Consider the following 13,191-nt stretch of genomic DNA (forward strand, 5'->3'; position numbering starts at 1 on the left):
AAACATGCAGATCGCAAACAAGGTTTTTCTCGTCACCGGCGGTGCTTCGGGCCTGGGCGCGGCCACCGCTGAAATGCTGGTAGCCGCTGGCGCCAAAGTGATGCTGGTGGACATGAACGCCGAAGCCGTCGCGGCCCAGGCCGAGCGTCTTGGCGCGCAAAGCGTTGTCGCCGATATCAGCAACGAAGCCGCGGCAGAAGCGGCGGTGCAGGCCACGGTCAAGGCCTTTGGCGGTCTCAATGGCCTGGTCAACTGCGCCGGCATCGTGCGCGGCGAGAAGATCCTCGGCAAGAACGGTCCGCACGCGCTGGGAAGCTTCAGCCAGGTGATCAACGTCAACCTGATTGGCAGCTTCAACATGCTGCGCCTGGCGTCGGCGGCGATTGCCGAGAGCGAGGCGGACACCGGTGGCGAGCGTGGGGTGATCATCAACACCGCGTCGGCGGCGGCCTACGACGGCCAGATCGGCCAGGCGGCCTACGCGGCTTCCAAAGGCGCGATCGTCAGCCTGACCCTGCCGGCCGCCCGCGAGCTGGCGCGTTTCGGCATCCGCGTGATGACCATCGCCCCGGGCATTTTCGAAACCCCGATGATGGCCGGCATGACCCCGGAAGTCCGCGATTCCCTGGCCGCCGGCGTGCCGTTCCCGCCGCGCCTGGGCAAACCTGCCGAGTACGCCTCGTTGGTGCGGCATATCATTGAAAACAGCATGCTCAATGGCGAGGTGATTCGTCTCGACGGTGCCTTGCGCATGGCGGCCAAATAAGGAGGATTTGTCATGACTATTGCCAACGATCCAATCGTTATCGTCAGCGCCGTTCGCACCCCCATGGGCGGTTTCCAGGGCGATCTGAAAAGCCTGACAGCACCGCAACTGGGTGCTGCCGCGATCAAGGCCGCTGTCGAGCGCGCCGGTGTTGCGCCGGATGCGGTCGATGAAGTGCTGTTCGGCTGCGTACTGCCCGCAGGCCTTGGCCAGGCGCCGGCTCGTCAGGCGGCGCTGGGCGCCGGGCTGGACAAGTCGACCCGCTGCACCACGGTGAACAAGATGTGCGGCTCCGGCATGGAAACCACCATTCTGGCCCACGACATGCTGCTGGCCGGCAGCGCCGATGTGGTCATTGCCGGGGGCATGGAAAGCATGTCCAACGCGCCTTATCTGCTGGACCGCGCCCGCAGCGGTTACCGCATGGGCCACGGCCGGGTTCTCGATTCGATGTTCCTTGACGGTCTGGAAGACGCCTACGACAAGGGCCGCCTGATGGGTACCTTCGCCGAAGACTGCGCCGAAACCAACGGTTTCAGCCGCGAAGCCCAGGATGCATTCGCCATCGCCTCGACCACCCGCGCCCAGCAGGCGATCAAGGACGGCAGCTTCAAGGACGAGATCGTGCCGCTGACCGTTACCGTCGGTAAAGAGCAGGTGACGATCAGCAACGACGAGCAGCCGCCGAAAGCCAAGCTGGACAAGATTGCCTCCCTGAAACCGGCGTTCCGCGATGGTGGTACCGTGACGGCGGCCAACTCCAGCTCGATTTCCGACGGTGCCGCGGCTCTGGTGCTGATGCGTCGCTCCGAAGCCGACAAGCGCGGTCTCAAGCCGCTGGCGGTGATTCACGGTCACGCAGCGTTCGCCGATACCCCGGGCCTGTTCCCGGTGGCACCGATCGGCGCGATCAAGAAACTGATGAAGAAAACCGGCTGGTCCCTCAATGAAGTGGACCTGGTGGAAGTCAACGAAGCCTTCGCCGTGGTCGGCATGGCGGCGATGACCCAACTGGAAATCCCCCACGAGAAACTCAATGTGCATGGCGGCGCCTGCGCCCTGGGCCACCCGATCGGCGCGTCTGGCGCGCGGATCCTTGTGACCCTGATCTCGGCCCTGCGCCAGAAGGGCCTGAAGCGTGGGGTGGCGGCGATCTGCATTGGTGGTGGTGAAGCGACGGCGATGGCCGTGGAGTGCCTCTGACGTCTAATGCCAATCCCCTCTGTGGGAGCGAGCCTGCTCGCGATGGACGTCAACGATGACGATGGCTGCCTGAATCACCGCGGCGCTCTTGAGTTCATCGCGAGCAGGCTCGCTCCCACAAGGTGCATCTCCACAAGGTTGCATTTGAATCAAATTAAGGACTGGTCATGATCCCCAATGACGAACAACTGCAAATCAGCGACGCGGCGCGGCAATTCGCCCAGGAGCGGCTGAAACCGTTCGCCGCCGAATGGGACCGTGAGCATCGCTTCCCCAAGGAAGCCATCGGCGAGATGGCCGAGCTTGGGTTTTTCGGCATGCTGGTGCCGGAGCAGTGGGGCGGTTGCGATACTGGTTACCTGGCCTACGCCATGGCCCTGGAGGAAATCGCCGCCGGCGATGGCGCCTGCTCGACCATCATGAGCGTGCACAACTCGGTGGGTTGTGTGCCGATTCTCAACTACGGTAACGACGATCAGAAAGAGCGCTTCCTCAAGCCGCTGGCCAGCGGTGCGATGCTCGGTGCTTTCGCCCTGACCGAACCGCAGGCCGGGTCCGACGCCAGCGGCCTGAAGACCCGCGCGCGGCTGGAGGGCGACCACTACGTGCTCAACGGCTGCAAACAGTTCATCACCTCCGGGCAGAACGCCGGGGTGGTGATTGTGTTCGCGGTGACTGATCCGAGCGCCGGCAAGCGCGGCATCACGGCGCTGATCGTGCCCACCGATTCGCCGGGCTACACCGTCGCGCGGGTCGAGGACAAGCTCGGCCAACATGCGTCCGACACCTGCCAGATCCTCTTCGAAAACGTGAAAGTGCCGGTGGCCAACCGCTTGGGCGAAGAGGGCGAAGGCTACAAGATCGCCCTGGCCAACCTCGAAGGCGGCCGTGTCGGTATTGCCTCGCAATCGGTAGGCATGGCACGCGCTGCGTTCGAAGCGGCCCGCGACTATGCCCGCGAGCGCGAGAGCTTCGGCAAGCCGATCATCGAACATCAGGCGGTGGCGTTCCGTCTGGCGGACATGGCGACCCAGATCGCCGTGGCCCGGCAGATGGTGCACTACGCGGCGGCACTGCGTGACAGCGGCAAGCCGGCCCTGGTCGAAGCGTCGATGGCCAAGCTGTTCGCCTCGGAAATGGCCGAGAAGGTCTGCTCTTCGGCGTTGCAAACCCTCGGCGGTTACGGTTACCTGAACGACTTCCCGGTGGAGCGGATCTACCGCGACGTGCGGGTCTGCCAGATCTATGAAGGCACCAGCGACATTCAGCGCATGGTCATTTCGCGCAATCTTTAAGAAGGAAACCTCTACGTGAACTACGAAACGATTTTGCTGGAAATCCACGGCCGTGTTGGCCTGATCACCCTGAACCGTCCGCAGGCGCTGAACGCGTTGAACGCGCAGATCGTCAGCGAGGTGAACCACGCCCTCGATGGCCTGGAGAAGGACGCCAACATCGGCTGCATCGTGCTGACCGGCTCGAAAAAAGCCTTCGCCGCCGGCGCCGACATCAAGGAAATGGCCGAGCTGACCTATCCGCAGATCTACATCGATGACCTGTTCAGCGACAGCGATCGCGTGGCCAACCGCCGCAAGCCGATCATTGCCGCGGTCAACGGTTTCGCCCTCGGTGGCGGTTGCGAACTGGCACTGATGTGCGACTTCATCCTGGCCGGCGACAACGCCAAATTCGGCCAACCGGAGATCAACCTCGGCGTGCTGCCGGGCATGGGCGGCACCCAGCGCCTGACCCGTGCCGTGGGCAAGGCCAAGGCCATGGAAATGTGCCTGAGCGGACGCCTGATCGGTGCCGAGGAAGCGGAGCGTTGCGGGATCGTCGCACGCATCGTGCCGAGCGATGAGCTGCTGGACGAAGCGCTGAAAGTCGCGGCGCTGATTGCCAGCAAATCGCTGCCGATTGCGATGATGGTCAAGGAAAGCGTCAACCGTGCCTTTGAAGTGAGCCTGTCCGAAGGCGTGCGCTTCGAGCGCCGGGTGTTCCATGCGGCGTTCGCGACCCAGGATCAGAAGGAAGGCATGGCGGCGTTCATTGCCAAGCGTGAGGCTGAGTTCCAGGGTAAATAATCCAGCGAATGCTCGGACGCTATCGCGGGCAAGCCCGCTCCCACAGTGGTCTCGGTCGTCCACAAATGCTGTGTACACCAGAAAACCTGTGGGAGCGGGCTTGCCCGCGAAAGGGCCGGTACAGGCGCTACAGCTATTGAGGTCTGTACCTCACCACCGCATCCGCACACCCAGGCTGCCAATCAACCCGTTCAAGTCATTGTCGTCCACATCGCTGCTGTAGTCGGCGCTGACATACAGGCTCACGGCCGGTGTCACCCGAGCCACCAGGCCCAGCCCCAGTTCCACTGTCGATGAGTTGCGACTGCTGCTGATCTTGTCGACCTGGTCCAGCGTCACCGTGTTGCCGGTGTAGACCGTGTGCCACAAGTTGGTCCGCACATAGGGCTCCACGGGCAGGCCGCTGATGTCGTAACTCCCCTTCAATTTGGCGCCGACCCGGCCGCTCCACGACGTCAGGTCCGTGGAAGAGGCATTGCCGGAACCCGCGTAGGGCGTATCCAGCGTGATGCGCTGATTGATCAACTGCGCCTGGGGTTCAACCACCCAGTTTTCGCTGATGCCAATCGGAAAACCCCCTTCGACCGACAGCGTCACCGCGCTGCCTTCGGTGGCTTGCCGCGCACCCTGTTCATTGCGGCTGAAACCGTTGACACGGCCACCGCTGGCCGTCAGGTCGACGTGCCAGCCTTGCGGGCCGGTCAGGCTGTAGTAGGCGCCGAGGCTCTGGCCTTGCAGGTTGAGGGTGTCGGAGTTGGGATCGGACATCCCGCGGTTGATCAGCGGGCCATTGCTGTTGCCCTGATACTGGCTGGTGCCGCCGATCAGGCCGACGCGCTGGGTATGCCCGCTGCTGCTTTGCAGGGTCAGGATCGCAGGGCTTTTGAGTTCGCCTGAACCGAAGCTGGAAAAGCCCTGGGCCAGCGCATCGGTTTGCGCCTGGCGCGAGGCCTGTCCGTAGACCTGGTCCCAGGCGACGGGTGTCGCGTCTTCAGTGGTGAAGTAGCTACTTCGTAAATCCGGGGTTCGCATATCGGAGGCAGGACTGAAACGGCTGGGGTACGTGGTCGCGAGAGCAGGCAGGTTGAGCACCGAGACGTCCTGGCTGTACCAGGGCGTTGTTTCTTCTTCGGCCGGTTGGGCCTGTACTTCCATGGAAGAGCACAGCAGGAGTGAGCTCGAGACAGTGCAAAAAGTGATTTTAATCTCTTGTTGGGTGAATGAAGTTTTCATGGTGGGGCTACCTTGCAGCGCGTGCCGTACTTGCCTTGGCGTCTCTCCTACCCCGAGTGAGGGGCGACCGAATGGATTGAGGCAAGCCGGGGGCCGCCCGCTTGCGCGGGTGTCCGGGGGCTTGCCCCTGATAGTTACTTCCGGGGGTAGTAACCTTGAGTCAAGAGGACCGTCCCCCAAGCGTCAAGAAAATGGCCGATAAGCGGTATTGCTATTTTAGGATTTGTAAGTGACTGATTTATGGCGTCTCCGTAAGTTCTTGTTTGTTGGAAAAATAGTCAAAAAAGTCGCGAACTAGAGCCATTGCTCGGTATCACCAGCTGATCCGCACGCCGAGGTTTGCGGCCGTTGCGCGTTGCTGATTGCTGTCGATATTGCGGCTGTAGTCGACATTGGCGTACAAGCTGACATTGCGCGCGACGGTCAGGTCGAGGCCGACGCCGAGATCGGCCCACGAAGCGCGCTGCTCGGTGTCGATATCGGTGCTGCTGGCGAAAGTGACCGTGTCGGTGCCGGAAAGGGTGTGCCATAGATTGGCCCGGAGATACGGCTCCGCCGGCAAACCGGCGAGGGTGTAGCGGCCCTTGAGACGTGCACCGAGGCGACCGGTCCAGGTCGGGTCGGAATCGAACGACACCCGTGAAATGCCGTCGTCCTGACTGTCGAGCTTCACTTGCTGCCGGATGATTTGCGCCTGGGGTTCAATCACCCAGTCGCCCGTCAGCGGGAACGGATAACCACCTTCGGCCGAGAGGGTGACCACGTGGCCCTCGTTATCGATTTTCAGGCCGCGATCGGAATGGCTGTCGCCGTCCAGCCAGGTGTACATGGCCACCGTATCGAAGTACCAACCCTTTGGATCGGTCAGGGTCCAGTAGGCGCCCAGGCTGCTGCCGCGAAGTTCGACCTTGCCCGCGCGCTTGTCTTCGAAACCCTCGTTGAAGCCATCGACATCGCCTTTCAAGCGACTCTGGCCGACGAAGACGCCCATGCGCTGGATGTGTCCGCCTGACGTCTCTTGGCCGTAGAGGTCGTTGCCCACCTGGAAGCCTTTGATCGAGCCGTCGAGCTTCGGCTTGACGGTGCCGGCCCAGGTCTGCTCGAAGTTCGTGCCGTAGACACGACCCCAGCCGGCGCCAAAGGCCCCTTTTTCGGTCAGCAGGCGTTGATCGCCCTGGCGTTCATGGAAGGTACCGAGCGCTCTTAGGGCCAATTGCCCGGCGGCGGGTGGCAGCACTGCCCAGTTGGGGACTTCCTGGCGGTACAAGGGAATCGGCGCGGCGCCCGGCTGCGGCGTCGGCAACGGCGGGCTGCCGGCAGCGGCGACAGGTATCGCCACCAGAGGCACCAGCACGACTTGGGGTGGCACGGCCGGATCGGGGTTGGCCACGGTCACCGGCACCAGCGGTGGCGCCACCACGGACGAGCGCAGGTACCAGCTGTTTTCGCTGCCAGGGGTGACGCCGCCCTTGTACAGCACGTATTTGAAGGCGCCGGCCGACAACGGGGTTGCGAGGGTGAAGGCGCTGGCATCGCTGGTGGCCGTGCCTTGGGTCTGGACCACCTGAATGCCGTTTTGCGGGGTCGCCGCGCCAGTGCCATTGAGATTGGTGACCTCGATAGTGGTGGTGCCGGTCAATGTGCCGTTGTTGACCACCAGCTTGTCGCTGGGCGAGCTGTCATCCCCGAGCACGCTTTGCACCCGCAGTCGGCCGCCGCTGCCAGCGTAATTGCCCTGTACGGTCAGGGTGTCGCTGGTGCGGGTATTGCCCGTGGTCAGGTCGATGATCCCGGCGTTGTTCAGCGTGGCGGACTGGCCAGCGGTGAAGGAGGTGATGCTGCCTTGTTGCGAGGCCAGGGTGCTGCTGCCGTCGATGTTGAACACGCCGGTGCCGCTGGCACTGTCGCCCAGCACCATATTTCCGGTGCCCAGATCCAGTTGCGAGGCGTTGTTGAGGTTGATCGTTTCGAAATTGACGTAACGGCCGGGTACCGAAGTGGTGGTGTGGTCGAAGGTCAGCACGTCGGCACCGGTCCCGCCATCGACTAACGGGTTCTGGGCGAGGCTGGTTTCGCTAAGGTTGCGCAGGGTTGCGCTGTCGTTGTCGCCCTCCAGCCGGACGGGCGAATGGAGGATGCCACCGCCATCCCAGACAAAGGTGTCGTTGCCGGCGCTGGTGCGGATTTCGCCGAACACCTCGCCGCCGGTCACGGTAATGCTGTCGTTGCCGCCGCTGACACTGATGAATCCGCCGATGGTACCGCCGGACAGGATAATGGTGTCGCGGCCGAAGCCTGTTACCAGGTTGCCGTCAATGGTGCCGCCGGACATGTCGAACAGGTTGTTATCGAGCTTCATGTCGACCCGACCGATCCGGCCGCCGCTCATGGTGGCGGTGTCGCCGTCCTCGAAGGCGCCGATGATCCTGCCACCGGTCATGCGAAAGAAATCGCGACTGTCACCCTGAGCCAGGGACTGGATAGTGCCGCCGGTCATGGTGAAGTTGTCGATGCCGTTGCCTTGATCGACTGCGCCTGTGATCTGGCCGGCGCTGATGGTCAGCCGGTCGGCGCCGTCTCCCTGGATCAGCGCGCCGACGATTTGCCCTGAATCCATGGTGACAATGTCGTTGCCGATTCCGAACCTGACCGTACCATTGACCACCCCTGTGCCATTGGCGGGAAAGCTGAGCGTGTTGTTGCCCGCCAGATCGGTCAGCGGGCCATTGGTGCCGCTGTCGCAGACGAAGTTGTCGTTACCGGCGGTGGGCGTGAGCGCGCAGGCGGCATGGGCGGGGTGGGACCAGCCCACCAATAACAGGAGTAACACCAAAAAAATGCTTTGGCCGTACTGGGGCCAATCACTGGAAAACTTCATGCTCGTCTCCGCTTTCGTTTGGGTGTCTGAGTGGCCACATGTCAAAAGCGACAAGGCATCAGGCACTCTCGGCAGCGCGAGTTGCGAGACAGCATCGGGTGGGCATCCACCCGTTATCGAAATTCTTCAGCAACGACGGCCACTATGAGTCGCACGTCCATACATTCAAAAACATGGACGAGAGCAACGTAGCAGCAGTTTTTTTACGTATCTACTGTCAAAAGTAACAGGTTAAACGATTAATCAAGCGTATTTGATTTGCCCGCCAATAGGCTCAGAGGTGGACTTCGACGGCCAGCGGCAGATGGTCCGAAAGGTGGGTCCAGGGTTTGGTCCCGAGAATTTGCGGTTCATGGCTGGTGGCATTGCGCAGGTAGACGCGATCCAGGCGCAACAGTGGAAACCGCGCGGGGTAGGTTTTGGCGGGGCGGCCGTGATGGCGCTCGAAGGCTTCGTGCAGATAATCGCGGCGGGCGAGGGCGGCGTTGCCTTGCAACTGCCAGTCGTTGAAGTCGCCGGCGATGATTACCGGCGCCTCGTCCGGCAGGGATTCGAGCAACTGGCAGAGCAACTGCAACTGAAGCTGGCGATGGCTTTCCAGCAGGCTCAGGTGGACGCAGATCGCATGCACTTCGCGATGGCCGGGCACGTCCAGCACGCAGTGCAACAGCCCGCGGCGTTCGGGGCCGGTGATGGACACGTCGAGGTTGCGGTATTCGCGAATCGGGTACTTGGACAGCAGCGCGTTGCCATGGTGGCCGTCGGGGTAGACGGCGTTGCGCCCATAGGCAAAGTCGCTCCACATGCTGTCGGCGAGAAATTCGTATTGCGAGATCGCAGGCCAGTTGTTCAGGCGCGAGGAATGGCCTTCGTGCTCGCCGACCACCTCCTGCAAAAACACCAGGTCGGCCGAGGTGCTGCGCACCGCTTCGCGCAGTTCCGGCAGGATGAAACGTCGGTTGAAGGCGGTGAACCCCTTGTGGGTGTTGACCGTCAGTACACGCAGGCGATGAATGGTCGATGGGCTGTTCAGGGATTCAATCGACTGCGATTCGGAATGACTGGTCACGTTCGCTCCTCTTCGATCGGGGGATGTCTATGTATGCGACTCATGGCTTGGCAGGCAGTTCAGTTTCGAAATTCAATCACCGGTCCCCTGTAGGAGCGAGCTTGCTCGCGATGGTGGTCAACGATAACGCTGGATACCTGACACCCAGCGGTGTACCTGAGTCCATCGCGAGCAGGCTCGCTCCTACAGAGGATAGTGTCGGTAACGGATGAGGCGGTTCAGACAAAGACAATTTCATACGGCAGGCGCATCCGGTCCAGCAGCACCCGGGGGATCGGCGGGGCGATGCCGATGGCGGGGTCGCCGTCGAGTTGGCTGGCGTAGGCGTGGGTCGCGTGGCTTTTGCGGGCGACGGTCCAGGTGTCCAGGCGGACCTTGCGGGCGCGGTGCCAGGGAATCAAGCCGCTATCGCGCGTCGGCCAATGCCAGGCCCACACCGGTACTTCGTTGAAGTCGGCGCCGGCAATGGTCGCAGCGTTGGCACTGGCGCGGCCCACGGCGTCGTGGTCGCTGTTGCCGTCCTGCGACCAGGTGCTGAACACCACATCGCCGGGGCGCAGATAACGGGCGATGAAGCGGGTCAATTCCACTTCATGTTCGGCCAGGGCATTGTCGGCGAAGCCGCCGCGAATCCACTTCAGGCTGTGCATCGGCAAGCCGAGCCGACGCAAGGCCTCAACACTTTCCTGAACGCGAAACACACTGAGGCGTTTCTCCGACCACTGCCGGGAGCCTGGGTGGCTGGCGCTGCCGTCGGTCACCGAGATCAATTGCAAGGGGTGGCCCATGGTGCTGAGCAACTGCAGCAGGCCGCCGCAGGTGACCACTTCATCGCCAGGATGCGGGGCGATCACCACGGCGCGGGCGCCAGGCGGGACCAGCGTCTGGGGGTTGATGACCGGAACGTTTTCCAGTTGCGGGGCGCTGTTCCAGATTTGCGCCGTCGCACTGTGATCGAGCTGAGAGACCGGTTTCATGGCTACGTCCTTGTTCTCGTTGATAGCATTGTGCCGCGTTCCGAACCCTGGAACTGCCGCGTGCAGAGTATTGCTCATGTAACGGATTTCGTCGCGCCGATGTTCCCGGCGGCAGGTTTCTTTCCGACCAGGTCAACGTTTACAAAAAATCCCCTGTGGCGAGCGAGCTTGCTCGCGTTGGGCTGCGCAGCAGCCCCAGCATCTGAACGCCATCGCGATTTTGTGAGTGCTACGCACTCATGCGGGAGCAAGCTCCCTCGCCACAGGGGAGGGTTATCCCGAAAACACAGTTCATTCCTCTTCCTCGTGCTGCAATTCGAAGAGCAGTAGCGAACGGCCGGTGACCGAGTATTCATGGCCGAACTCGAAGCGTTCCTGGCCGCGAATCGACGGTTGATTGGTGTCGATCATGCAGGTCCAGAAGCCGCCGTCGGGCACTTCCGGCAGTGCGAAGTTGACGATGTCGTGGTGCGCGTTGACCACCAGCAACAGGGTGGCGTCCGCACCTTTGCGGCGGATGCCGGTTTCCTGGGCGCGACCGTCGAGCAGCATGCCCATGCAGCGATTGTGCGCATCGTGCCAGTGCTCGGTGGTCATCTCGCTGCCGTCCGCTGCCAGCCAGGTCACGTCCTTGACCCCGATGTCTTCGTTGTAACTGCCCACCAGAAAACGGCCCCGGCGCAGGATCGGGTAGGCCAGGCGCAACTTGATCAGGCGTTTGACGAACTTGAGCAGCGCCTTGCCGTCTTCGCTCAGATCCCAGTTGACCCAGCCGATCTCGCTGTCCTGGCAATAGGCGTTGTTGTTGCCGTCCTGGGTGCGGGCGAATTCATCGCCGGCCACCAGCATCGGCGTGCCCTGGGCCAGCAGCAGAGTGGCGAAGAAATTGCGCATCTGCCGGTGGCGCAGGGCGTTGATTTGCGGATCGTCGGTGGGGCCTTCGACGCCGTGGTTCCAGGACAGGTTGTTATTGCTGCCGTCCTGGTTGTTCTCGTCATTGGCCTCGTTGTGCTTGTCGTTGTAGGACACCAGATCATTAAGGGTGAAGCCGTCATGGGCGGTGACGAAGTTCACCGACGAGTAGGGGCGCCGGCCCCGTTGATTGAACATTTCGCCCGAGGCGGTCATGCGGCTGGCGAAGTCCGCCAGCTGGCCGTCGTCGCCTTTCCAGAAGGCGCGCACGGTGTCGCGGAACTTGTCGTTCCATTCCACCCAGCCCGGCGGAAACCTGCCGACCTGATAGCCGCCGGGGCCGCAGTCCCAGGGTTCGGCAATCAGCTTGACCTGACGCAGCACCGGGTCCTGGCGACAGGCGACGAGGAAGCTGTGACGCTCGTCGAACCCGTCGTGATAACGCCCCAGGATGGTCGCCAGGTCGAAACGGAAGCCATCCACGTGCATTTCCGAGGCCCAGTAGCGCAGGGAGTCGGTGACCATTTGCAGCACGCACGGGTGGCTCAGGTCCAGGGTGTTGCCGGTGCCGGAATCGTTGATATAGAAGCGCTTCTCGTCCGGCATCAGGCGGTAGTACGAGGCATTGTCGATGCCGCGCATGGACAGGGTCGGCCCTTGCTCATTGCCCTCGGCGGTGTGGTTGTAGACCACGTCGAGGATCACTTCCAGGTTGGCTTCATGCAGATGCGCGACCATCTCCTTGAACTCGGCGATCTTGCCGCTGGCCAGATAGCGCGGGTCGGGAGCGAAAAAGGCGATGCTGTTGTAGCCCCAGTAATTGGTCATGCCTTTGTGCAGCAGGTGCTGGTCATTGACGAAGGCATGGATCGGCAGCAGCTCGACGGTGGACACGCCGAGCTTGCGGATGTGTTCCAGCACATCGTCGACCATCAACCCGGCGAAGGTGCCGCGCACATTGTCGGGAACCGCCGGGTGACGCATGGTGAAGCCACGCACATGGGTTTCATAAATGATGGTTTTGTCCCAGGGCACGCTGACCCGATGATCGTGGCCCCAGGTGTGCGCCGGGTCGATCACCTTGCACTTGGGCACGAATGGCGCGCTGTCGCGTTCATCGAAACTGAGGTCGGCATCCGGATGCCCGATGGTGTAGCCGAACAGCGCTTCGGACCACTTCAGCTTGCCCACCAGTTGCTTGGCGTAAGGGTCGATCAGCAATTTGTTGGGGTTGAAGCGATGACCGTTGGCCGGGTCGTAGGGGCCGTACACCCGGTAGCCATAGATCAGCCCCGGATGAGCGTCCGGCAGGTAGCCGTGGTAGATCTCGTCGGTGTATTCCGGCAACTCGATGCGCTCGACTTCGACTTCGCCGGTATCGTCGAAAATGCACAGTTCGACCCGGGTGGCGTTGGCGGAAAACAGGGCGAAGTTGACCCCCAGACCATCCCAGGTCGCGCCCAGCGGAAAGGGCAGGCCTTCACGAATGCGCGAGGGCTCATGAGGTGCCGGGGTGTCTTTCTTTGGGCGGGTCATAAGTGCTCCTGCAAATGTGGGCTACTGCCTGGTAAATGTGGGAGCGAGCCTGCTCGCGATGGTTCCAAAATCAACACATTTGCTGCCTGAGACACCGTTATCGCGAGCAGGCTCGCTCCCACAGGGCTTTGTTAGGGGCGAGCGAGTCCGGTGGCGAGAAAGCTCGCCACGCAAGTCATTCGGGTCATGGTGTAAAGCGTCAGGCCGCCGGTGGCTTGCGCGGTGCTCGGGTTTTTTTCTCGGCCGCCTTTTCCCCCGCCGCAATCACCGCGCCAGCAGCGGCAGGCTTGGCCTTGGCCTTGGTTTTCGTCTCGGCGGCCTTGCCATTGAGTGTCTTGCCGGTCGCGGCGGTTTTGCTGGCGGCTGTCTTGCTGCCGGCTGCCTTGGGTGCCTTTTTCGGCGCCAGTGCTTCGGACTCGGCCAGTTTGATCGCCATCTCCCAATGCCGCGCTTCCTGGCCTTCGGGTTTACCTTCGGACTCCCAGATCTGATAGGCAAACTCGCGGATACGTTTATCGTCGGTACTCATCGCC

10 protein-coding genes are annotated in these 13,191 nt (G+C 62.3%); 4 read left to right on the top strand and 6 right to left on the bottom strand.

Features of this window, described 5'->3' with window-relative positions; all coding sequences use genetic code 11:
* The first annotated feature begins 4 nt into the window (after nt 1–4).
* From ABTV29_RS13865 to ABTV29_RS13880, 4 genes are all read left to right on the top strand, one after another.
* Nucleotides 5–766, top strand: coding sequence for an SDR family NAD(P)-dependent oxidoreductase (locus ABTV29_RS13865; RefSeq protein ID WP_433771097.1), 762 nt, complete (start codon nt 5–7; stop codon nt 764–766).
* A 12-nt stretch (nt 767–778) separates the two neighbouring features.
* Nucleotides 779–1,969: an acetyl-CoA C-acyltransferase gene (locus tag ABTV29_RS13870; RefSeq protein ID WP_433771099.1), complete on the top strand. Its 1,191-nt coding sequence runs from the start codon at nt 779–781 to the stop codon at nt 1,967–1,969.
* Between the two features lie 167 nt (nt 1,970–2,136).
* Nucleotides 2,137–3,264, top strand: a complete 1,128-nt coding sequence (locus ABTV29_RS13875) for an acyl-CoA dehydrogenase (protein WP_433771101.1) — start codon at nt 2,137–2,139, stop codon at nt 3,262–3,264.
* A 15-nt stretch (nt 3,265–3,279) separates the two neighbouring features.
* Nucleotides 3,280–4,053, top strand: coding sequence for an enoyl-CoA hydratase (locus ABTV29_RS13880; RefSeq protein ID WP_433771103.1), 774 nt, complete (start codon nt 3,280–3,282; stop codon nt 4,051–4,053).
* Between the two features lie 150 nt (nt 4,054–4,203).
* Here ABTV29_RS13880 and ABTV29_RS13885 read toward each other — a convergent pair whose 3' ends face one another.
* The 6 genes from ABTV29_RS13885 to ABTV29_RS13910 all read right to left on the bottom strand — a co-directional run bounded on the left by ABTV29_RS13885 (nt 4,204) and on the right by ABTV29_RS13910 (nt 13,187).
* Nucleotides 4,204–5,286, bottom strand: a complete 1,083-nt coding sequence (locus ABTV29_RS13885; RefSeq protein ID WP_433771104.1) for an autotransporter domain-containing protein — start codon at nt 5,284–5,286, stop codon at nt 4,204–4,206.
* A 313-nt stretch (nt 5,287–5,599) separates the two neighbouring features.
* Nucleotides 5,600–8,164, bottom strand: coding sequence for an autotransporter outer membrane beta-barrel domain-containing protein (locus tag ABTV29_RS13890; protein ID WP_433771106.1), 2,565 nt, complete (start codon nt 8,162–8,164; stop codon nt 5,600–5,602).
* 274 nt (nt 8,165–8,438) lie between these two features.
* Nucleotides 8,439–9,233, bottom strand: a complete 795-nt coding sequence (locus ABTV29_RS13895) for an endonuclease/exonuclease/phosphatase family protein (RefSeq protein ID WP_433771108.1) — start codon at nt 9,231–9,233, stop codon at nt 8,439–8,441.
* Between the two features lie 218 nt (nt 9,234–9,451).
* Nucleotides 9,452–10,210, bottom strand: coding sequence for a PIG-L deacetylase family protein (locus tag ABTV29_RS13900; RefSeq protein ID WP_433771110.1), 759 nt, complete (start codon nt 10,208–10,210; stop codon nt 9,452–9,454).
* Between the two features lie 291 nt (nt 10,211–10,501).
* A complete protein-coding gene (glgX, locus tag ABTV29_RS13905) occupies nt 10,502–12,658 on the bottom strand; it encodes a glycogen debranching protein GlgX (RefSeq protein WP_433771112.1) in 2,157 nt (718 codons plus the stop codon).
* A 199-nt stretch (nt 12,659–12,857) separates the two neighbouring features.
* Nucleotides 12,858–13,187, bottom strand: coding sequence for a DUF2934 domain-containing protein (locus ABTV29_RS13910; protein WP_433771114.1), 330 nt, complete (start codon nt 13,185–13,187; stop codon nt 12,858–12,860).
* Nucleotides 13,188–13,191 lie beyond the last annotated feature (4 nt).

The sequence above is a fragment of the Pseudomonas putida genome, from assembly GCF_050989985.1.
GTDB lineage: Bacteria > Pseudomonadota > Gammaproteobacteria > Pseudomonadales > Pseudomonadaceae > Aquipseudomonas > Aquipseudomonas putida_AI.